This is a genomic window from Candidatus Borrarchaeum sp. (assembly GCF_019058535.1).
GTDB classification, from domain to species: Archaea; Asgardarchaeota; Sifarchaeia; order Borrarchaeales; family Borrarchaeaceae; genus Borrarchaeum; species Borrarchaeum weybense.
On sequence record NZ_JAHPYX010000095.1, the window covers coordinates 1 to 21,240 of the forward strand.

Sequence of the window (21,240 nt, forward strand, 5' to 3'; positions counted from 1 at the left end):
CTATTTTGTGGGATAAGCAGTATCCTTGCAGTTTTTCTTCTTGAAGAACCTCCGATTACATTTGAGCGCCATATGCTTGCATTTCTAATACCACGCCCTGGTATACGTGAAAAACTTGCCTTTGCTCCAACACTCCTTTTTCAACTGCCACGTTTTTTTCAACATAAATTTTGGAGACGCCTCAAATACGAATTAACTAATATCCTTCCTCTCTATTATATTGCAACATTCATACTGTTTACCGCATTTTTTGTCGCTTTTTTGCCATTTCCTTTATATTTGAAAACGTTGGGTATTAATGACAGCTTAATATTTTTCATTTATGTATTAAATTCCATTATGTCCACAGTCACACATGCTATTACCGGAAAATTGGCGGAAACCCTTGGACGCAAGAAAATATTTACAACAGCCATTTCCTCAAGGATATTCATATTTTCATTCTTTGCTATTTTTGTATTGCTTTTTCCACAATGGGCTATATTTTTCGTAACGTTATTGTTTTTAATCGCAGGCATAACATGGGGTATAATTGCGGTTTCCGGATCTGCGCTCCTTACTAATATTGCACCTCCCGAACGACAGGGGAACGCATTTGGCATGTATAATGCAGCCATTAGTCTAGCAACAACAGTCGGCTCTTTGTTAGGAGGTTTTCTTGCCTTTTATGTTGGTTTTTTTCTATCGTTCTTTATCGCAGCATTTATTGTTGGTATTGGTACTGCGGTTATAATTAAAATGAAGTTTTGAATGCTCTCTGAATCAAAGAGGAGTTCCCTTTAAGATTTTTTCACATGAATCGCGTTAGACTTTTAGAAATTTCTTGTAACAAAGACGCTCCATTGTTGTTCTTCAGTTTTGCTTCTTCATATGCTGATATTAGTCGCCTGAGTTTTCGTTGTGTGTTCTTGTTGATTGAATTCCACGCGTTTACCTTTATATAGTGTTTTTTAAACATGTTAAGTATGTCCGTGAACGGACAAACTATCTTATGACTGGAAAATTCATCGCCATCACGAGAATACGCACTTATGTTTAGTACATAGTTTCCAACACACCCTGATAATTCCATTGTCTTCTTCTTAAAAACCCAACGAGAATAACGCTTCAAATCTTTAATGGAAACAATAATCTCAAAATCATCCTCTTCCATAGATTCTTTATCATCTTGACTCAGTTCTGTCGTGGGTTGCACTTGGAAATACTGAGGATGTGAATGAAAATACCCGATAAAATCAGAAAGGCATAATTCCAAGTTTTCACGCATTCTTTGTGTTCGCGCAAGATGATATTCAACTTCGCTAAATTTCCTATTAGCTGATTGAAACGGAATGACACCCTTTATGTAGTACGTGTCACTGTTGAAAACATAATCTCCCATCAGTATTCCTGCGGCCTCTTTTCGATATACCTCGATGCATGAAACAATTAGGCTGATAAATGCGTCAGATGTTAAGAAAACAACCAAGTTAAGCCCCTACTATGCGTGAATTATAGATATACTTCTCCAATTAAGTCATAAACGATTATTGAAAATATCTTGATCAAGAGTTCTAACTTAGAAAAAAAGCGATTCTTTTTTCTTACATGTATTTGTAAAAAAATGTTTAGGCTAATCCAATATAAATTCATCGATAAAAAACTAACGCGTATTTGCATGCAAAAAGTTGTTTTATAACTTACAAAATCTTTTGAATTATAGTTTTTTGCTGTTATTCTTTGGTCATTTGCTTTGAAATCAACGTTTTATGTCAATAAAATGTACTGACTTGTATGCTAATACTCCAGAACTTAATTGTAAAAATGCACAGAGATAAAATATGAATGCAAATCCATAGACACTTACGATCACACCTGCTACGAAAGCGGAGCCAGCGATTGAGAAATCGTAGACCGAGTCAAATAACCCCATTTGAAAACTTCTTTTCTTGGGATTTGTGATGTCAGCTAATAATGCCAGCATAGCTGGTCGAGTTATAGCATAGGCACAACCGTTCAAAACTTCAATTAGAATTAGATGCCAGATAGTAGATGAGAGCGTGTATCCAAATGTACATCCAGCACCTAGGGCGCCTCCAATAAAAAGCAATTTTGCCTTCCCGTATTTATCTGCTAATTTGCCAGCAGGAAGTTTTACAAAAGCCCCCACGGCATAAAAAACTGCGTAAATCATACCTACATTAATGATTGATGCAGAAATCTTCTCAGTAATAAAAATAGGGTATATGGGACCAATTAGACCAACGGTAAGTGAGCTGAGAACACTGGCGATGGCGATTACAATAAAAAGCTTTCTTGCCATAATTATCACGCTCACACATTGAATCCACTTTCTTCATGTAATCGAAGCAAGTGTCTAAAGTAATTCTGATCTTATTCATACGAATGGACCACGATATACTTTGTCTATGATCGTCCTACCTATAGGTAGGTTTATAAGTCAAGACTATTTAAACATTGCTATAGAGTTGTGTTTAAAATGAGTCCCTCTTCGGCTCTAAGCAAAACAAAGCAGAAAATTCTCGCAATAATGTACCACCTAGAGAAGAAGAATAGTTCTCCGTATGGTTATAAAATATGGCAATTGCTGAATAAGTTCGAACATGACATAGGTTCACCAGATATCAGAAATGTATATCGTCATCTGAGTGGTCTATGTGAACTACAATATATTGTTAAAGACTCATCAGAAGACCCGAAGGATGCACCACAACGGCACATCTATAAACTAACAGATGAAGGAAGAAGTTTCACAGAATCGAAAGCTAACGGAGTTCTAGAGCGCCTGGAATTATCAATGAGATAACCCACAAATATATCATTCAATTCTCAGGCTTTATTTATTTTTTAACATATCAAGATAAGTGATAACATCATTTTCTGTAAACTCTTTTTTCATAGCGATGCCTTCTTCTGGAGGACACTCGATTCGGTAAAAACCATTCTTCTTGAAAAACTCGAAGGGGTGTTGTCCCTTTTCATCCTTCAATTCAGTTCTCAAAGTCATATATTCAAACCCCATCAGATAGCAAATAACGCATGCACAGTGTAAAAGCAACGTTCCTATGCCTTTTCTCTGCAAGATGGATGCAATCGTATCAAGATAAAATGCGCCATCAAGAGACTCATCTCTGTAGCCGAATAAAAATGCTACTAAAAGATCTTGATTATAAATTAATAAACTATGAAAATCTGGATGCTTTATTCGTTCTATAAACTCTTCGACAGAGTATCTCAATTCTTTTCGAAAATTCTTGGTATCGATCAGTTGAATGGAAGTCAATTTCAGATGATCTAGTTTTGTTTCCATTGTAATATGAAAATGGTTACCAAAATGTCTTTTCAAACATTTGTTTGTTAGTTCAATAATCTTTTGAGGTGGATACTGTATAATCGCAGGGACACCTTCTATTTTTAATGCAACTGATATCGATCGATTGCAGTTTGCAGAATTTCTTGAATCATTTCATCGAAGTTCATACCCGAAGCAAAAGCCATAACAGGATAAAAACTTATTTCGTTTTCTTCTAAATTATAATCAAGACCAGGTAGCGGATTTACTTCTAAGATAAATAATTCTTCCGATGCGTTCATTCGAAGATCGATTCTTGCAAAATCATAACAATTAAGGGCGTTAAATGTTTGAATAGAGATCTGTTCTATTTTTTTTCTCAAAGAATCTGCTATTTTAGCAGGACAAATATGGGCAAGTGGTGTATCAAGTATCGTCTTTGCTTTTTGACCATATACCGTCCCGACGTCTGCTGGAAGTTTACTGAAGTCAATCTCAAGGATAGGCAAGACACGAAGGTTATTTCTGTTACCTAATATTCCCACGCTAAATTCTCTACCTTCAATAAATTCTTCCGCTAAAATCGATTCTTTGTAATTTTCTAACATTTGTGTTAACTTTTTACGAAAGTCTGTCTTATAATGCACTACGTTATCTGTATCTATACCTACGCTCGATCCTTCATGATTCGGCTTTAAAATCAAAGGAAAACTAAGTTCATGTACAAATGGTTCATTGAAATACTCAAATACTTGAAAGCGAGCATTTTTGATTCCATGAAAAGATAAAATCTTTTTTGTAGTACCTTTATCAAGGGCAATAGCAGTGGTAAGTATATTAGATCCAACATATGGAATATTCAGCATTTCTAAAATGGCAGGAATATGAGATTCTCTACTTTCTCCACGCATTCCTTCAGCCCTATTAAACACAATGTCGGGTTTACATTCTCTCAATTCGTTATATGCAGTTTCATCGGCTTCAATGAATATAAAATTATGGCCCGTAGAACGAATAGCGTACTCAATTTTTCCTATAGTATCTAGCGGATCGTATTCAACTTGGAATGCGTCATCCGTTATTCTTGTATTGCATACTAATGCTACATTTAGCTGTTTCAATTATTTCTGCACCTCAATATTCAAAACTTTCAATTTCTTCCTTATAAATTTTGGAGACTTTTTCAAATAAATCTTGAGGTAATGTTATACTCTTGTGAATGTCAAAAAAGATTTTATAAAGTTCCTCCTCTCGTTCTTTTGCCTTTTCATAAAGTGGGCTATTCTCAAAGTCTAGAACTAGGTCACTTTTATTACCTCGTTTACTTGCAAGATAAAATGCAAAAAGTTGCTCTTTATATCCTAAGCCGGTAAGCGCATATGTATGAACTTTTTTGCCACCAAATAGAGAAAAATAGCTATTATACTCACGTGAAAGCATATTTTTTGTGAAGCCAACATGTTTTGGATCAAAACCAGTTGCGACTAATAAAAGATACATTTTGCCACATACAGAACAAGATTGGCACCATCGAGAATCTCGACCGGCTTCAGTCTCAGTAAAGCAAGACATTTCATATTTTCCGATCTCTGGATATCGATGCTGTAATACATACATAACCGCTATATCATTTAAAGGCTCGATTAAACTGACGGTACATACATTTCGATTCGTCAAAGATTGTGTCATTGCCGAGATTTGCACAGTCCAATTATGTGATTGATCATAGGCGGGATGGTTTATAAAGCCCTCTTTATCATAGGTATATTCTCCGCAGCTCTGTTCATTTCCAAACAACAGGTATTTTGTCTGATAATTGTAAGCGAGAGGTAGCATCTCAAGTGCGTATTCTGTGGATTGAAGCCCCCAGCCAAGCTCAGTTTGAGCAACATTCAAATACTCATAATTATGTAATTGTCCAACTGTGTGAGTTATTTTATGTAAGTTTACCCCAAATTCGTTGTAGAATTTCTCAGCAAGGAGCGTTTTGTGTTTTTCTTCATATTTCATTGAAGGTTCGACAATATATACAATTTTGGGATGTAGTTTGATTTCTTGCGCTACGGCATACGTCAATAAACTATCCTTTCCGAAAGAAAGTGCAACTACAGAAGAATTTTCGTCTGTTTGCACATCAAATTGTGGAAATTTTACTTGAATGTCCTCGAACTGCACTTTTAGGTTCATAAACTGGCGGATCAAGTCAGATGTTTTCGTATCATCAACTTCAGCGCAAGAGGGAAAGTCCATAATCAAGTTCTTGAAAAAAAAAGGCTCAAAAAAAGGAAGGCCCGTGTTGTATAACATCTTTCCCTCGCCGAAGACTATAGGGAGGTGAATCGTTGTAACATAAGCTAGATGATCTAATAAAATCTCCTTATCGGCATCGGGGTAATGCGACCAAATTCTGTTAGGATAAATAATTTCATAAATATTATCTCGAAAACGTATTTTTATTCCATTATCATCATAAAGTCCAAATATTTCCACTTAAAAATCTCCTTGAATCTCGCTGTCTTTTTAAAGAAATAACGTATAAACAAAGTTTCATATTAGTAATTTTCCTTAATTAACACAGTTTTGTTTCACTTTTGATTTGCACTAGTGTTATTCATATGATTATTTCGTCTTTGATGACCATTATATGGTACTCTGCCTGTCAATATCGCAACGATTGTTGATTTAGTCCCATTTGAGTGATTTTTCTTTAAGACCGAAGATAAGACAGCAAGACTACATGCTGATGCTGGTAAGACGTTTAATCCTTCTTCTCTTTTTAGTAATCTTGAAAATTCAATCATTCGTGTATCAGACGCGTATTCTGCGAATCCATAACTGTTATAAACCGCGTCAAGGGCTATTTGTCCATCATAAGCATGCCAATTTACAAGAGGCTCATTATAAGGTGTTTCTTTTATTTCAGATGGTTGTAAGTCCTTAATGATCTGATAATGATTTTTGAAACTTTTTACAATCGGATTACCTCGTAATGTGCTGGCAGCAACCATTTTAGGCAATTTTTTTATTTTTTCCTCTTGAAAATACTTAAAGAAACCGTTAAAAATACCTGCGAGGGTTGTTCCGTTTCCTACTGGAACAGAGATGATATCTGGTGCATATCCTAAGGCGCTGTAAATTTCTTTTGAGATCTGTCCATAAGCATTTAGCGCGATCTCAGTAGTATGTGGAAATCCTGGATTTGCATCATACCATCCATTTTTTTCTGCATCCTCAGAGCATTTTTCTACTGCATTTTCATAAGTTCCAACGACCCTATGGATCGTCCCTCTATATTTTTCTTCAATTTCTTCTATCCTTCTTGTATGATATTCCGTAGGAATGTAGATATGTGCCTCTATATTGAAATCTTTAGCAGCAAGAGCAATTGCAGCCCCGAAGTTTCCACAAGAACCTACGGCAATTTGGTGATACCTTTTTTGAACAGCATCTTCAGCAAGTGCCTTAGCGATGCGATCTTTTTGTGTACCTGTGGGATTCCCTCCTTCAAATTTCAAAAACAACCTCTTGCAGGCTATGATAGACTCAATATTCTTAGAACGTACAAAAATAGTCTTGCCTACAAGCCGACGTTTGTTTACCCACTTGCTAATTTTTTTCCCCAACATAATTTGATGTTGAATCGATAATCTATCAAGGAATATTTAAAGTTTATGCTATTATTGCATGCACATGAAAAACGCTCGTAAGAACGTTTACTACTATTTCGCGGCTAATATCGAAGGATTTAGTTGATTAGGTTCTAAGAATGAAAATCTAAAAAAATAGACACAATCAATTTTTTATTCTTCCTCTTCCCAATCTCCTTCGTCTAGCTCTTTGCCGTTGTTTTCCCATTCGTTATCTAAGCCTAATTTTTCCTCGTCCCACCCTTCGTCCCAGAGTTCTATTTTTTTTAGTCTCTTAGTTTTTTTACTCATATGAGTGACCTCATTCTCTGTTTTTTTTAATGACCAAATGTAACCATCAATTCTAATGAATTGATTCTCGCTTTTAAATCATAAAAATATTTTTACTAGTACCAACCAGTTTCTTAGCGACGATTAGAATAAAATTAGAACTTTATTCCATTTAAAATTCTAATGATCACGGTAAACAAAGGATTATCCTCAATTCTTTTATTTACATGAACATCAAATTAAAATAATTAAGAATCTCTGACTTAAGAATAGTCACTTGAAATCATAAATCTATTAAAAGACCTTATTCTCAAAAAAGTGAATATAAGAGCTGCAACGAAATATTATATTTTTCAAAATACGCCATTCTATGTTGTTACAATAGAAAATATGCAGCGATGATTGTAACATATATACAGCATCACACCAAAGTAGCCTAAAATAGCGTCAGATGGGGGTTAAATAGATTTTGATGAACGATTACCCTTTTTTCGAAAAGGAAATACGTTCTCTGGAACGAGAGTGTAGAAAATTCGAGTTTAATATGTTTTAAGCGATCTAATTATCTTTTTTTCGCTTATATAGTCTAATATCAAAAAAAAGGCTGTTTTTAAAGAAAAGAGATCTTTTATAGGTGAATAAACGCCTAAAATAATGAGTTCGTCGTAATGATTTGAATAGAAATCTTTAAAAAGCATGAGGATGCTTTATTCATTATAGACGTAATTAGTAGCGAAAAGCAATAGAATTTGAGCAAGGGCAACAAGATGCTCCGAATTTTTTCAATTAATAAAAAAAGTCATTAATTTTAGAATACAAAAATGAAAACTAATTCAATACGCGCTAATTTTTTTGGAGGAAGTGGTATTTGGGTGTATGCTAAATTACTTCAACAACATGGTATGTTTCTCCCCAGGAAATTTTTCATTACAAGTGGAAAAGGTGAAAGTGGAACATCGCTAAACGCATTTGATATGGCATTAATGGCAGCACACATTGACCAGTGTAATATTGTTCAGGTATCGTCCATCCTTCCGCCAGATGCCATTCAGCTAAAAAATCCGATTCCAGTGATAACACCAGGCACAATAACTTTTGCTGTCTTAGCAAGAATGGATGGGCAATATGGAGAGACTATTGGTGCAGGTGTGGCATGGGCATTCGGTGATCGCGACAATGGTGTCAACTTCGGTATAGTTGCAGAAGACCATGGCTTTAAGTCAAAAGAAAGTGTAGAACGTTCACTTTCCGATAAATTAGATGAAATGGCACGAGTAAGAATGTTAAAAATAACCGAAAAGTCAATACAAGCAGAATCTATAGAAGTCAAAGAAAACAATGGCTGCGTAATCGTGGCATTAATTTACGTACCCTGGGAAATTGAAGAAGGTTGTAGAATCCTATAGTTTTAGTAGCTTGTTTTCTAAATTTTATGCAGAATGAATCTCAAGATTGATTTTCTCATATTTTGACGATTAATGCATTATTTTATTGTGAAACTTGGTAAGTGACGATAAAATGAGCGCCGCCGAGATATTTAACACTATGGTAAACACTTACGATGAAATACAAGAGTTGTGGTATGCTTGGTTATTCTCTCGTCTTCATTTTATAGTTGCAAAGGAAATTATCACAAAGTACAGCCCTAAAACTGTACTAGATGTAGGATGCGGGACGGGCTTTCAATCATTTTTACACGCTACTGCGGGAGCCTCTGTGGTTGGAATAGATATTACAGAAGGACTAGTAAAAGTTGCAAATCAAAAATCCTTAAATTTTAAGCCAGAAAAGAAAATTAATCTGTTCCCATCGTATTATGATTTTGTTGAGAGATACAATCAGTTAATTGGTGCTCTGTTGAGCAAGGAAATTGCAGGAAACCAATACAAACAACCGAGTTTTCAGATAGCGGATGCTAGATACCTGCCTTTCGTAAACGAGAGTTACGATCACATAAATTGTTGCGGTAGCACGCTTTGCTTTATTGAAGATCATCAGTTGGCAATTTCTGAAATTGCAAGGGTATTAAAACCAGGTGGTACCGTTATTCTAGAAGGTGACTCAAGATGGAATCTAGATTTATTTTGGTCAGTTTTAGATGCCAGCTTAAAAAACAGGTGGGGATATGACAAACCTTTTTTCAAGGCAATTAGAGATATTTTTGCCCCACTTGCGGACTATATCATAAATAGATATCCACTTGACCAACCCGAAGATCAGAGATGCAATATAAAAGCATTTACTGCGAAAGGATTAAAGCTCGAACTTGCGAAATATCATCTAAAAGTAGTAAAGAATTGGACAATTCATTCAGTAACCAATTTTATTCCCAGCACATATCTTGAGATGTCTGACCCACCAAAGTGGCTTAAAATTCTTTTCAAATCTTTTGCTAACATTGAAGAAAGAATTCCATTTGCTCTACCTGGGTTGAGTATGGTTTATCTTGCATTTAAGGAAAAAAAATAACATTTTAAAAATAATTTAATAATAAGGAGAGAAAATAATGATGGATGATGTTATCCGTCCTTTAACTATTCGACCTAAAATGACCGTTAATGAAATAATATTAGAAATGAAAAAATCTGGATGTTTCGGTGCTGGTAGATTAGCAGAAGCTACTGAAATCTACGAAAAAATGCTTAATGATGATGAATGTAGTGTATTCTTAGGTTTGTCTGGCGCAATGACACCTTCTGGAATGAAAGGAGTAATTTCAGCCTTACTCAGGGCCAATGCTATAGATGCAATTGTATCTACAGGCGCAAATCTTGTTCATGACGCATTAGAAGCATTTGGCGGACACCATATTAAAGGAAAATGCCAAGTTGATGATAGAGAATTGTATAAAACCGGTATATATCGTATTTACGATGTATTTGTTCCAGAATGGAACTATGTTAAATGGTTTGATTTACCCGTATTGAAATTTTATAAAGAAATTCAGAATATGCCTAAAATCACTACTCCAGAACTGTTTCGCTTATTGGCAGAACATCTAGAACAATTAGTTTCTGATAAAAGTCTATTGAGTGAATCAGTGATCTATAATGCCTATAAGGCAGATATTCCCATTTTTGTCCCAGCTATTACTGATTCTTGCTTTGGGATAATTTCATGGGGAGTTGATAAATGGGAACAGGATTTCATTGAAGCAGGTTGTAGTAGGGAAGAAGTAGATGCTTTAAGAGGAGCCCATCCGAAGATCGACGTATATCAAGACTTAAAAGAGTTCTTTCAGATATTTGAAGGATCTAAAAACACTGCAGCAGTCATATTAGGAGGCGGCGTGCCAAAAAATTTCATATTTCAAGCAGGAAATGAACTAAAAAAGCCCTTAAAATATGTAATTCAGATAACTATGGATCGTCCTGAACCTGGAGGTCTATCTGGTGCGACATTAGAAGAGGCGATTTCCTGGGGAAAAGTAGCTGCAGAAAACGAAACACATACAACAGTCATTAGCGATATAACAATATGTTTTCCACTTATAGCTGCTGCTATACTTGAACGGATCGAGTTGGGTAAAATAAATATACAAAATAGAATTACAAGACGTAAGATACTCTAAAAAAGCATGGCTTGTCAATTATCTTCTTAAAAGATATTAATGAGCAAAAGGGTATGTTTATTATGGAATATCCTGATTTTCAAGAATTGTCTAAATTTTTACAGGAAAAAACTATACCCATTCCATCATGTACTTTTTTGGAAATATCCAACACGAACAGAACTCTACCTTATGTAATATTTGGTGTGCCTTACGAAAGACACAGTAGTGTGCGACATGGAGCTAAATTTGGTCCTTGGGCGATCCGTGAAATTTCTCGCTACGTTCATACTTTTGACTTAAACACAAGCGTGGATATTAGGAATAAACTGGTAGATATTGGAGACATCAAAATTAGCAATAGTACTGAAGATGATTTTGAAAAAGAACTAAATCAAATAGAAAACTTTGTGCATGAAAATCTTTCAGAAAATCAATTTCCTATAGCGCTTGGAGGAGACCATCTGATTACGCTTCCTATCTTTAAAGGCTTAATTAAGAAGCATGCAGGCTGTATATTACATTTTGATGCACATCTGGATTTATATGATCGCTATCCATACACTCCCGCAGCGAATGAAGCATATACACATGCTACGGTATTCAGACGGATTATAGAATTAGGAATTGACCAAATCATCTCTGTAGGAATTAGATCCGTAGATCCCTTAGAATTTGACTATTTTAAATCTGAAGAACGAATTCAAATGATTTCCAGTTATGATTTACACAAAGAAGGAACTGGAGTTATTAGCAAAAAAATTCAAAAGCTTCTAGAACCATTTGAGTGGGTATATCTCTCTTTAGATCTTGATGTGTTTGATCCTGCTTATGCTCCAGGGGTATCGACACCCGAACCTTATGGAATTTCGCCTTGGGAATTTCTTCAACTCCTTGAGAGTTTTTGTGAGAAACTTATAGGTTTTGATGTAGTAGAACTCTGCCCGCCATTCGACAATGGTATTACATCTACATTGGCTGTAAAAACGATCGTAGACATACTCTGTAGACACGAAAAGAGTCTATATTAAAAAAAAGAAGAATTTGAAGTTTATCACTGAATTCACTCTTTGTTATTAAGTTGATTTAATTACAACTGTTTTGCTCCAGTTTTGTAAGATTCTATAGCGCTTTCTTTCATCACTAGTTGAATTTACAATTAAACCGACTAAAAGATCTATTATAATCCACCCACTTCCTCTGGAAAGATTGTTGACAAAATAGCTTCCTGCTTCTGCAACTTCTAATGATACTTCATCGACAGTTCTTAGATTTAGTAATTTTTTACCAAGTGTTTGTCCATTATTGAAAGATTCAAGTATCCAGAAGTAAAGAAACCCAAGTAGCCAACTCACAAACCACCATGATACATAATATCCATTAAATAATGGAAATACAATAATCGCTGTTATAACCCAGATTATCACAGCATCAATAATATATGCAATAAGACGTTCACCAAGTTCACCATACATAGCAGTTGGAGCACTTGGTGTAGGAGGCGGCGGTACTTCCATTGGTTGAATAGGTGTAGGTTTTTCTGCAGTAGTTGCAGCAACACTCAGCGATGCACCACAGTGGGGACAAAACTGAGTACCCAGTTCCTCTATGTATGAACCGCATTCTGGACAATAAACCCCTGACATATCATCTACTCCAATTCAAAATTATGTTTTCATTTTGTTACTAAAAAGACTATATATTCTAAAAATCAACCATAATATATAAATTGATGCCATTCTAAGACTCTATGAGCAAGGGAAAAATGTAAGAAAAAAAGAAGTTAACCGTTTTTTAAAAAAAAACGCAATCAAACTCTGAAAGACTTGGCTGAAACATTTCAGATAGTTTTACTTTCTTAAAATTAACCAGTCGGATCGTGAGAAGTAATTAATATTTAATCATTGATTTTTCGATGTTTATTGCTTCCTGTACTTGTTCTGATGCGGCTTCAGCTAATTTATACGCACACAAAACGCATGCTATAAATTCTTCTTTTTTCTTAAGAACAAAACATCCTTGAGAGTTCAACTTGTGAACTAAGATTGCCATTTCATGGTATAACATTTACTTTTTTAGAAATTGTGATGTTCCACATTCAATTGAATTGATTAACATTTCAATAATCTCAACCATTTCATTAATCTTAAGTATGTGTGCAATTCTTTTTACAGCTCGAAGATTGTGGACAAGCGTATCAAGCCACTTGAAGAGATCACCAGGATATATAAACAACTCATAAACATCATTGAAAACGTACGTTATCTGATGAAGTTTTTTGCCTTCTTGTCTCATTTTAACAATCTTATTGGCGAGTTTAATTTGAACACACTCGCAATATGGTGATTCTTCGCATTTACAATCGAAGAATTCAAACATCCATCGAGCAAACAGTTCTATTATCCAATTCTCTAATTTTCTTTTCGCTTTAATACTCTTGAAATCAGCTACATCAAAAATCGCACCAGACAAGAACTTTGTGGGAAAATGTGTTCTGTAAATTCGATTTAACTCAGCCTGAAGTTTATTAGAATGATACACTTGCTCGAAAGGTTCTAGTTTTATCGCTATGTTAAGTGGATCTGCATCTTCTTCTAAAATTTGTTTTTTAACTAAAACAGCAATTTCTGGTGATAGAAAGGACTCAGAAACTGCTGTTCCAAAAGGAGTTGCCTTGATATTTTCATTATCTATTGAAATTAAATCTGTATCTCTCAAGGTTCTTAATAATTCCTCAAATTCATCTGAAGAAGCTAACAAAATATCATGGTGTGCCTTTAGCTCGGTTACAGAGATATCTCCAAATGAGGAAATGCTAGCTAATAATTGTTCTGCTGAGTTATTTGTATCAGCGGTTACGGAAACTTCTTCTATTTTGCCTTCTAATAATTCTATAGCTATTTGGTCTTCGGTTTTTTTCTGTTTGTAATTATATTTCAATCCGGGTGCCGTCATTAGGACTACTTTACCCCGATCATGACGGTTCAAGCGCCCTGCTCGACCACTCATCTGATGAAATTCGGCTACAGTAAGCCAATTGATCCCCATGGATAAGGATTCAAAGATTACTTGAGATGCAGGAAAATCTACTCCTGCTGCCAAGGCTGCAGTAGTTATAACTGCTGAATATTGTCCTTGCAAAAAGTCAGTTTCTACCCGTTTTCTTTGAGGATAAGTTAATCCCGCATGATATGGTATCGCATTTATCCCTCGTCTTTGTAAGTTTTTGGCAAGATCCTTACAACGCCTTCTTGAAAAAGTAAAAACAATAGATTGTCCTTTGTAACCAAAACTACTTTTTTGTTTGAACTCACGTCTTATAAGCTTGGCTAAGATAGAAAGTTTGCGATTTTCATCTTTTGCTAGAATTAAATGTCTTTCTAGTGGCACAGGTCTTTTCTCATACGTTAGTAACTTTACTTGTAGTTTTTCAGCGAGGATTTGGGGGTTTCCAACAGTAGCTGAAAGACAGATTAATTGAGCTTCAGGGAATAAAGACCTTATTCGACCTATGAGCCCATCTAATTCCACGCCACGCTCTGGATCCGCTAATAATTGGATCTCATCAATTATAAGCGTGCCAATGTCACCTATATCCTTTCTTTTTCCCGATCTGAGTAAGAAATCGAACGCTTCATAAGTTCCCACTACGATATTAGCATCAGTTACTTTGCTATCAACAATTACAAGTTCTTCGTCCCCGACATCAATTTTTGACATTCCAACGCGAATCGCTGTTTTTAATCCAATAGGACTATACTTCTCTTGGAACTCTGTGTACTTTTGATTAGCTAACGCAACCAGTGGGACTAAAAACACCGTTTTTTTGTTTTCATTCATTATACTTTTAGTGACACCAGCAAGTTCGCCAATTAGTGTTTTTCCAGTAGTCGTAGCTGAAACAACGAGCAAATCTTGATTATTTAGAAGCCCCTCATCGATTGCTTGTTTTTGTATTGGAAGAAGTCTGATAATGCCATTTGTTTTTAGTACTTTCTTCAAAGTATCTGGAATGCTCAAGCTATCTATTAGAGGGGTTAATGTTGCTTCCGTATCTTCACATAAAATCTCATCGAAGAAAGTTAATTCGGGATGCTTTGTTGGATCAATTTCATCAGTAAAGAGTTTTATTAAATGATCTACATTTTTTGTTTTTGATAACGTCCGAAATATCGCTTTTTTCATCTTATTGTTTAAAACTGCGCCTCGTTGATAGAATTCGTCAAGTAATTCCAATTTCGCGCATCTATAACAAATTTTTTGCTCTTTGTCGTGTCTAAAATAAGAGAGATCAGAATCTTTGTCGATTGTTATCAATCCATGAATCAAACAAAAAGGACACGTCTTACATGTAATTACTTTTTTCGTATCGATTTGAAAGTCCTGAAACATAGCTAATAAGTCTTCTTTGAACAATGAAGCAAGACCATCATTTATATAGATCAACTGACTGTTATTTAATATATCAATGAATTCTCTCGGTTTAAAATATTTTTCTTTGTTCTTTTGTATTTTCCAGAATCTAATAGGACGAAGTCTCCCGTTTTCCCTATGAAATTCAACAAAAACTTCATTTTGGGCTTGTATTCCATTATATTTTTTCTTAATTGGCAAGGAAACTAACTGTAATGTAAGATCTTTTTTTGGGACATCTGTTAAAAAAATCTTGTATTTTGATTTCAAGATAATCCACCAAGTTAAAAAGACAAAGCAGAATAATACTGATTGCTCTTTCAGTTCAGGAGAAGCATTTTGAAAAGCAGGGATGCATTATTCCTTTACACGCATTTTCTTAAAAACATTTTCATATTACTGCATAATTGATTTCAGTATTAAAGGAATTAATAAATTATCTTGAAGTATTTGTTACACAAAGCTTTATATTATACAAAATTGGCTTATAGTAATGAGTTTCCACATTCAATCCAACATGAAGTTACAATTGACTCCTTTTCTAGTAAAATATAGGATAATGGTGGAAAAGAGTGTTCTATATAATTTTTCGCTTCTCTAAAGAATTTAAACATAAAAAAGAACTTTTTAACAGTTTAAAGAGCTTTGGATGCGAAAAAATCATGCGAAATTTGTGGAAATTGCCATCAAGTTCGGTAAATCGTGTTAAAAGGTATTTAAGCACCCATAGAGTACCTTGTATTCCTCTTAAAAAACAAAGAGAAATTGAAAGAATACGAATTACTCAGAACAATTTTCAGCTTGGGAGTCTTATTTTAGTCGCGTATTCCTTTCCTTCAGAAGAGAGTTCCGTTCGAATGCGAAAACATGTTAGTCGATTGCTTAGAAGATCACCATATTTAAAACTAACCAGAAATATTTATTTGTGGCCTCAAATAAGCTTTAGAAGATTACTTCCACAAGGAAGTAAGATAATTAGCCCACGTAGGTTCGTGGATGCCATACAAAAACTTGGTGGAGAGACTATTATTATTCCAAGAATTAAAATAGAAGACAAGATAGCTCTTGAACTATTAGAAGCAATAAAAGACATACGTACAAAAGAATTTACTTCTATTGAACTTGCCTGCAAAAAACTCATACAACAATTAAAAGAGTCTTCTGTAAGTGCACTTAAGGCCAAGTATTCATTTAACGAAATTAAAATCAGGTTTATTCATACAAAAGAAACATTTTTCTTTTTGAAAAAAGTATACAAAATTGATTTAATGAAAATATACAGGAAAGCGCTCAGAGCTATCAATGAATGCAAAAAGGTAATACAGATTCAAAGTAAAATGCCAATTGTGTCAATTGTTGATTAGACTTGAGGACAAATCTAATTGTAAATATTTCACAAATTAATTAGGTGAAAACAGTAATATCATATTTGAGGAGATACAAAACTAAGTTAATAACATTTTACTTAGTGACTATTTTCAGATAAAGTAATACCCGTTTCTTTTGCTTTGTATTCACAGTCATAAAAGAAACTTTTGTTCGTCTTTGTCTTATAAACAAAGGAGCTCATTCCATAAAAAAGAGATACGATTTTATACTAAATAGTAACTAGAGATCATTTTGATCTTGTAAAAATTTTTTTATGAATTAAAATCACTGATCTACTCGTTTACAACTAAATGACTACAATGATTTTAAGAATAATCAAATTTTGGGGTGATTTCTTATGAAATGGAATGGCCTGAAAAAGAAAAAAGTGAAGTACTGGGATGACAACGATATCGGTTATGACGAAGAATGGGAAGACGAGGACTATTGGGACGATGACGAAAAATGGGATGGCGACGGCGAAGAATGGGAAGACGAAGACTATTGGGACGATGACGAATAGTAAATTTAGTAAAATTTCATGTTTTATCATTAAGTGACTATTTTCAAGTTGAGAAATAACAACGAGCTGTTCCTTTAATTTCAATTCCCTGAAAGGATAATGATTAACTTTTGTTTCTTAAACACATAAGAGAATTTTAACCATAAAGGGCTTGATTTTATTCTACGCGGTTACAAGAAATAACTTTAACCGAATAAAAATTTATTTATGGTTTACATCTAAGGATTTTCTCACATAGAAATTAAAGAACTTACAGAATCAATTAAGAAATTAACACTTGAATAGGAGGAGTTCTGTATGGTTTCGAAAGAAAAAAAGAAAAAAGTAGAGGAAGAAGAATGGGAATTTGATGACGAAGATTGGGACGACGACGACGACGACGACGACGACGACGACGACGAAGATTGGTAACTTTAGCCTCAACACTATTTGAGAAAATAAAATAAAATAAAAAACAGAGGTAATAAATATGCCAAAAAAGAAAAAAACTGGTGCCAAAAAAACTACTAAAGCAAAGAAATAACAGAATAGTGACCTGATTTTTTTAAATTTACATTTTTTTAGTTTTTTCTTGATATTAAACCCAGCACTAGTTGAACTAATTTTTTATAAAACTTGAAAGTTTAGGTTCTGTTAGTTTTTCCACTTCTGTTCATTAAAAAGTATGTCTGTCTTAAAGATAGACGATCTTAGAACGCTGCAGTTTGAATCAAAATATATTTGAGTAATGAATGTGGGGATTCTTGTAGAGATGTGTGGAAAAAATGGCAAGTAATAATTTTGAAACGGGAGTACAACTGTTTAAGTCTCGTGATTTCAAGAATGCCCAAAAAAACTTTGAAGCGGTACTGGCAAATGATCCAAAAAACGCACTTGCTCTTCGTTATCTTGGCTACTCCCTTTACGAACAAAAAGACTATGAGTCTGCAAAAGTATCTCTAGATCGTGCACTTTCTATAAACCCTACATCTTTTTATGGTCTTGACTATAAACGACTTGCAGAATCTTGTAAGGAGACAGGCGAGCCTCATAGAGCCCTCAAATTTTTTCGTACTGCAATTGAGTTAGAAGACAAACAGAATACAAAAAAGCTTGCAATGCTTTATGAACAAGCAGGAGATGCGGCTACAGCATTTGGGGATTTACAGACAGGTATAGAATTTTATAACGAAGCAATCAAACTTGCCCCAAATACTAGCTTGTATTATAATGTTGCACGACTTTATAAGTCAATGGAAAGATACCCAAATTCTATCGATTATTTCAAGAAGGCACTTGAGTATAATCCTGAGAATATTGATGCTTTATATGCACTTGCGTATCTTCAAGGCGCTCAAGGACAATACGATGAAGCGGAACAGACTTTGCAACAATGTGAGAGAATTGCTGTCTTGAAGAACGATACAAAAAATCTTGAGTATTGCCGTAAGTTGCAGCAACTAGTTAAGAAGAAACGAGATTTACCTTTGCAAACACCGCCACAGCGGCTTCTCCCAGAAAAAGAAGCAAAGATCAAATATCTCCTCAATAAATTTGCGAAAAATGAGAAATACGGCGATGTAATGCAATTAAAACCCATTGTAGAAGTCATCGGCCCAATAAACAACGGAATTAAAAGGAATGGCGTAGATAACTGCGTCAGTTTTCTGATCTCCAATGGAAGTCCCGATGAGACCGTCGAACTCTCTTTCTCAATGAATCTCAAAAAAGCTCTTATAGAGCCCACAAAAACAGCAATAAATGTAGAACCTGGGGAATTTTCGGAACTAAAATTTAAGATTAATGCTGAAAAAACTAAAGCAGATATCGTCAAAGGACAAGTTAAAATTATGTCTAAAGTAGTAACAAAGAAGAAAGGAAGTGCTTGGGACTTCTTCCGAACAATGACCGATATTCTTATTCCTTTCGGTGGTTTGATGGTCGAACTAGCGCGTAAGCCTTTCATAAAACCAGATGCTTCAAAAGACTTCACATTAACGGTTAGTTAAACTACTACCTGCATATAAACTCAGATATTCTTAGATTGTTGTAACAGTGAATTCAGAAAACTCGCTTTTAAGTAATGCGCGTGCTAGAAGACGTGCCACTCTTAGTGGCTCAGGAACTGCACCTTGAAGCGTAAATCGATCAAGAATAATCTGTGTTTCTTTTGGTTCCATTCCGTAAACACGAGTATAAATTAAATGCTCAGTATGTAGTTTTATTTCGTCTCGGGGACCGTTTTTCTTGTAGATCTCAATACGTTTTTCCCAGTCTTCAAAATTATCTTTGAAGTATTTCTCTAATCCTTCTGACTCTTCGTAAGTTATACAAACCAGAGGGATTTCTAATGTTGTAAAGACTTCTTCTAAATCGATTACATTGTACCAGCTGATGATACATCCATTCATCATTAAAATATTGATATCAGTTCTATTTAATTGCTTAAAAAGTCTCAATACGCCTTCAGTAGCATCCATTCCTCCGACAGTTAGCGTAGTCATTCCAAACCCATCAATTAGAAATTGATCACCTCTCATCACAACACCAGTAAACACAGATCGAGAAGAAGTTTCTTTAACGAAACTTTCTGCAAAGCCTAAAACTCTTAATCCCTTTTTATGCAACCTAAGAGACATAAAACCGCCTTATATGACAATCTTAAAAGGTTTTTCACTAAATTATTCTAAGTATCGTAATAAATACTTACTGCATCTTTCAGCACCATTTAAGTCAATATTAACGGTTTGCGAGATTTCTTTTAGTTTTATTGCTTCATCGATCATATAAAACCAATCACCGTTAAGGAATTGATCAGATGGTAAAAATTTTGACATTTTAAAGGTATCCAGTTTTCTACCCATTAATATATCTTCGATATAGTTAGGACGAATCGTATAAATCATGGGTATTTTATTTGCAACACACTCACTAACGATACCGTATCCAAGTTTTGATACCACAAGATCACATGCGGCTATATAATCCTGTGAATTAGGATCTTCAAAGGGTAGAAATCGAAAATAATTCTTAGGTTCAGAAAATTTTCGTAGATTTGAACTGAGTAAAAACACAGTATTTGAGTTTTTTAGGGATGCTACATCAGAAAACATCTTTCTAACTGCTTCTTTGAATTCATGCCAACCCAAGGATACAAATATAAGCTTTTGCTGAGGTGCAATACTGAGATTTTTTCTGATTTCAGCAAGTTTCCACGTTTTCTTCCTGACAACTAAAGGTACTGCTTTTTTTTCAGTAAAGGTTTTATTTGAAGTTGCAAAAGGAAGCTCTAACAATAAGTCTGCCAGTTCATAATAAGACGAAATTTTTCTTACTACGTTTAAAAAGTCTTTCTGTTTTTCTTTTTGATATAGGTAATCATAGATGTCATACCAATTGAAATTACTAATTCCTACGCTAGGTATATTTGATTTGTCAGCTATCAGAAAAGGTAAAGGAGGAATATCGCATATAATGAGTTTAATATTCTTATTTTGACAAAATTGAGATTCATTATTTAGAAACGTTTTTTCGTAAGCAACCATTTGTCGAATAACCTTTGAGGTTTCTAAAGTATCTATAAGAAAACCTGAGGTATATATTACACCTACATCACATTCTTGTGGTACGATTTTTATTCTATCTTTATTTCTCTTAGTTATTGAATTTAGAAAAAGCCATTTTGGAACATTTGTTTTAACGAATATTTCTAAATCTGTTTGGAACAATAACTCTTTAATAATGGCTATCATTCGTGTTGCATGACCAAAACCATGAGCACTGAGATAGAAAGCGACTCTGGTTACCATTATTGTCACATAATCTCTCGTACAATTCAAATAATAGAACTTAATAGAAAAACAAAACACTCTGAATATAGTTTACACTTAGCAATGAACGAAACTCACAAAGTTTGTCTACTTAATTCTATACCTTTTCCAGTTATTTTATATGGAATTTGTCTCATTGGATGATTGCTACCGCGTAATTTAGAAATTTGAAGCATGCGTATGAACTCATCAGCTTTTGGTATAAGTGATAATCTAATAACGCCATCTACAAGGTATTCTTCCATTTGATGAACTGTAGATATGACTTCATTCGTAATAATAGTTGTAGCATTTGTGCGTCTTAGCAGGTTTGTTAATTGAATTAAATCTCTTCTTGCTCTAATGGGATCGGTATATAATGAAATGAC

At 34.4% G+C, this 21,240-nt stretch carries 22 protein-coding genes; 9 read left to right on the forward strand and 13 right to left on the reverse strand.

Features of this window, described 5'->3' with window-relative positions; all coding sequences use genetic code 11:
• The coding region (locus QVB70_RS05270) for an MFS transporter (RefSeq protein ID WP_287584094.1) at window positions 1–750 on the forward strand (750 nt) is incomplete at its 5' end.
• Between the two features lie 40 nt (window positions 751–790).
• Here QVB70_RS05270 and QVB70_RS05275 read toward each other — a convergent pair.
• Window positions 791–1,468, reverse strand: coding sequence for a hypothetical protein (locus tag QVB70_RS05275; RefSeq protein ID WP_287584096.1), 678 nt, complete (start codon window positions 1,466–1,468; stop codon window positions 791–793).
• A gap of 270 nt (window positions 1,469–1,738) precedes the next feature.
• Complete coding sequence (locus QVB70_RS05280; protein ID WP_287584098.1) at window positions 1,739–2,302, reverse strand: MFS transporter; 564 nt, start codon at window positions 2,300–2,302, stop codon at window positions 1,739–1,741.
• 177 nt (window positions 2,303–2,479) lie between these two features.
• On the opposite strand from QVB70_RS05280, the gene QVB70_RS05285 reads away from it, so the two are divergent.
• Window positions 2,480–2,806, forward strand: a complete 327-nt coding sequence (locus QVB70_RS05285; protein WP_287584100.1) for a helix-turn-helix transcriptional regulator — start codon at window positions 2,480–2,482, stop codon at window positions 2,804–2,806.
• A 30-nt stretch (window positions 2,807–2,836) separates the two neighbouring features.
• Here the strand turns inward: QVB70_RS05285 and QVB70_RS05290 are convergent, their stop codons facing one another.
• The 5 genes from QVB70_RS05290 to QVB70_RS05310 all read right to left on the reverse strand — a co-directional run bounded on the left by QVB70_RS05290 (window position 2,837) and on the right by QVB70_RS05310 (window position 7,230).
• Window positions 2,837–3,310 (reverse strand): GNAT family N-acetyltransferase, encoded by a 474-nt coding sequence (locus QVB70_RS05290; protein WP_287584103.1) that lies wholly within the window; start codon window positions 3,308–3,310, stop codon window positions 2,837–2,839.
• A gap of 104 nt (window positions 3,311–3,414) precedes the next feature.
• Complete coding sequence (locus tag QVB70_RS05295; protein ID WP_287584104.1) at window positions 3,415–4,413, reverse strand: ATP-grasp domain-containing protein; 999 nt, start codon at window positions 4,411–4,413, stop codon at window positions 3,415–3,417.
• Window positions 4,414–4,426: 13 nt separating this feature from the next.
• On the reverse strand, window positions 4,427–5,782 hold the full coding sequence (locus tag QVB70_RS05300) for a hypothetical protein (RefSeq protein ID WP_287584106.1): 1,356 nt from the start codon (window positions 5,780–5,782) through the stop codon (window positions 4,427–4,429).
• Window positions 5,783–5,877: 95 nt separating this feature from the next.
• Complete coding sequence (locus QVB70_RS05305) at window positions 5,878–6,918, reverse strand: pyridoxal-phosphate dependent enzyme (RefSeq protein WP_287584109.1); 1,041 nt, start codon at window positions 6,916–6,918, stop codon at window positions 5,878–5,880.
• A gap of 174 nt (window positions 6,919–7,092) precedes the next feature.
• Window positions 7,093–7,230 carry a hypothetical protein gene (locus QVB70_RS05310; RefSeq protein ID WP_287584111.1) on the reverse strand — a complete coding sequence of 46 codons (138 nt, stop codon included), beginning with the start codon at window positions 7,228–7,230 and terminating at the stop codon, window positions 7,093–7,095.
• An 800-nt stretch (window positions 7,231–8,030) separates the two neighbouring features.
• Between QVB70_RS05310 and QVB70_RS05315 the strand changes: the two genes are divergently transcribed.
• The 4 genes from QVB70_RS05315 (at window position 8,031) to speB (ending at window position 11,790) form a co-directional block, all read left to right on the forward strand.
• Window positions 8,031–8,615, forward strand: coding sequence for a pyruvoyl-dependent arginine decarboxylase (locus QVB70_RS05315; RefSeq protein ID WP_287584113.1), 585 nt, complete (start codon window positions 8,031–8,033; stop codon window positions 8,613–8,615).
• 112 nt (window positions 8,616–8,727) lie between these two features.
• Window positions 8,728–9,678, forward strand: a complete 951-nt coding sequence (locus QVB70_RS05320; protein ID WP_287584115.1) for a class I SAM-dependent methyltransferase — start codon at window positions 8,728–8,730, stop codon at window positions 9,676–9,678.
• Window positions 9,679–9,715: 37 nt separating this feature from the next.
• Window positions 9,716–10,780: a deoxyhypusine synthase family protein gene (locus QVB70_RS05325; RefSeq protein ID WP_287584116.1), complete on the forward strand. Its 1,065-nt coding sequence runs from the start codon at window positions 9,716–9,718 to the stop codon at window positions 10,778–10,780.
• A gap of 62 nt (window positions 10,781–10,842) precedes the next feature.
• A complete protein-coding gene (gene speB, locus QVB70_RS05330; RefSeq protein ID WP_287584118.1) occupies window positions 10,843–11,790 on the forward strand; it encodes an agmatinase in 948 nt (315 codons plus the stop codon).
• Window positions 11,791–11,835: 45 nt separating this feature from the next.
• Here the strand turns inward: speB and QVB70_RS05335 are convergent, their stop codons facing one another.
• From QVB70_RS05335 to QVB70_RS05345, 3 genes are all read right to left on the reverse strand, one after another.
• A complete protein-coding gene (locus tag QVB70_RS05335; protein WP_287584120.1) occupies window positions 11,836–12,405 on the reverse strand; it encodes an RDD family protein in 570 nt (189 codons plus the stop codon).
• A 244-nt stretch (window positions 12,406–12,649) separates the two neighbouring features.
• Window positions 12,650–12,811, reverse strand: a complete 162-nt coding sequence (locus tag QVB70_RS05340) for a F420-dependent methylenetetrahydromethanopterin dehydrogenase (protein ID WP_287584122.1) — start codon at window positions 12,809–12,811, stop codon at window positions 12,650–12,652.
• Between the two features lie 15 nt (window positions 12,812–12,826).
• Complete coding sequence (locus QVB70_RS05345) at window positions 12,827–15,442, reverse strand: DUF5814 domain-containing protein (protein ID WP_287584124.1); 2,616 nt, start codon at window positions 15,440–15,442, stop codon at window positions 12,827–12,829.
• Window positions 15,443–15,834: 392 nt separating this feature from the next.
• Between QVB70_RS05345 and QVB70_RS05350 the strand changes: the two genes are divergently transcribed.
• From QVB70_RS05350 to QVB70_RS05360, 3 genes are all read left to right on the forward strand, one after another.
• Entirely contained in the window at window positions 15,835–16,536 is a 702-nt protein-coding gene (locus tag QVB70_RS05350) for a hypothetical protein (RefSeq protein WP_287584126.1), read from the forward strand.
• A gap of 362 nt (window positions 16,537–16,898) precedes the next feature.
• Window positions 16,899–17,063 carry a hypothetical protein gene (locus tag QVB70_RS05355; protein WP_287584128.1) on the forward strand — a complete coding sequence of 55 codons (165 nt, stop codon included), beginning with the start codon at window positions 16,899–16,901 and terminating at the stop codon, window positions 17,061–17,063.
• A gap of 764 nt (window positions 17,064–17,827) precedes the next feature.
• A complete protein-coding gene (locus QVB70_RS05360; RefSeq protein WP_287584130.1) occupies window positions 17,828–19,051 on the forward strand; it encodes a tetratricopeptide repeat protein in 1,224 nt (407 codons plus the stop codon).
• A 30-nt stretch (window positions 19,052–19,081) separates the two neighbouring features.
• On the opposite strand, the gene QVB70_RS05365 is transcribed toward QVB70_RS05360, so the two are convergent.
• The 3 genes from QVB70_RS05365 to QVB70_RS05375 all read right to left on the reverse strand — a co-directional run.
• Window positions 19,082–19,681, reverse strand: coding sequence for a DUF99 family protein (locus QVB70_RS05365; protein ID WP_287584132.1), 600 nt, complete (start codon window positions 19,679–19,681; stop codon window positions 19,082–19,084).
• A 42-nt stretch (window positions 19,682–19,723) separates the two neighbouring features.
• Window positions 19,724–20,851, reverse strand: coding sequence for a hypothetical protein (locus QVB70_RS05370; protein ID WP_287584134.1), 1,128 nt, complete (start codon window positions 20,849–20,851; stop codon window positions 19,724–19,726).
• A 95-nt stretch (window positions 20,852–20,946) separates the two neighbouring features.
• The coding region (locus tag QVB70_RS05375; RefSeq protein ID WP_287584136.1) for an ATPase domain-containing protein at window positions 20,947–21,240 on the reverse strand (294 nt) is incomplete at its 5' end.

Bases quoted from the DNA above. Each gene is read 5' to 3' on its own strand.
- QVB70_RS05310 (WP_287584111.1), bottom strand. From the start codon at position 7,230: ATGAGTAAAAAAACTAAGAGACTAAAAAAAATAGAACTCTGGGACGAA.
- QVB70_RS05340 (WP_287584122.1), bottom strand. From the start codon at position 12,811: ATGGCAATCTTAGTTCACAAGTTGAACTCTCAAGGATGTTTTGTTCTT.
- QVB70_RS05325 (WP_287584116.1), top strand. From the start codon at position 9,716: ATGATGGATGATGTTATCCGTCCTTTAACTATTCGACCTAAAATGACC.
- QVB70_RS05285 (WP_287584100.1), top strand. From the start codon at position 2,480: ATGAGTCCCTCTTCGGCTCTAAGCAAAACAAAGCAGAAAATTCTCGCA.
- QVB70_RS05350 (WP_287584126.1), top strand. From the start codon at position 15,835: ATGCGAAATTTGTGGAAATTGCCATCAAGTTCGGTAAATCGTGTTAAA.
- QVB70_RS05335 (WP_287584120.1), bottom strand. From the start codon at position 12,405: ATGTCAGGGGTTTATTGTCCAGAATGCGGTTCATACATAGAGGAACTG.
- QVB70_RS05320 (WP_287584115.1), top strand. From the start codon at position 8,728: ATGAGCGCCGCCGAGATATTTAACACTATGGTAAACACTTACGATGAA.
- QVB70_RS05370 (WP_287584134.1), bottom strand. From the start codon at position 20,851: ATGGTAACCAGAGTCGCTTTCTATCTCAGTGCTCATGGTTTTGGTCAT.
- QVB70_RS05305 (WP_287584109.1), bottom strand. From the start codon at position 6,918: ATGTTGGGGAAAAAAATTAGCAAGTGGGTAAACAAACGTCGGCTTGTA.
- QVB70_RS05360 (WP_287584130.1), top strand. From the start codon at position 17,828: ATGGCAAGTAATAATTTTGAAACGGGAGTACAACTGTTTAAGTCTCGT.
- QVB70_RS05365 (WP_287584132.1), bottom strand. From the start codon at position 19,681: ATGTCTCTTAGGTTGCATAAAAAGGGATTAAGAGTTTTAGGCTTTGCA.
- QVB70_RS05315 (WP_287584113.1), top strand. From the start codon at position 8,031: ATGAAAACTAATTCAATACGCGCTAATTTTTTTGGAGGAAGTGGTATT.
- QVB70_RS05290 (WP_287584103.1), bottom strand. From the start codon at position 3,310: ATGGAAACAAAACTAGATCATCTGAAATTGACTTCCATTCAACTGATC.
- QVB70_RS05280 (WP_287584098.1), bottom strand. From the start codon at position 2,302: ATGGCAAGAAAGCTTTTTATTGTAATCGCCATCGCCAGTGTTCTCAGC.
- QVB70_RS05355 (WP_287584128.1), top strand. From the start codon at position 16,899: ATGAAATGGAATGGCCTGAAAAAGAAAAAAGTGAAGTACTGGGATGAC.
- speB (WP_287584118.1), top strand. From the start codon at position 10,843: ATGGAATATCCTGATTTTCAAGAATTGTCTAAATTTTTACAGGAAAAA.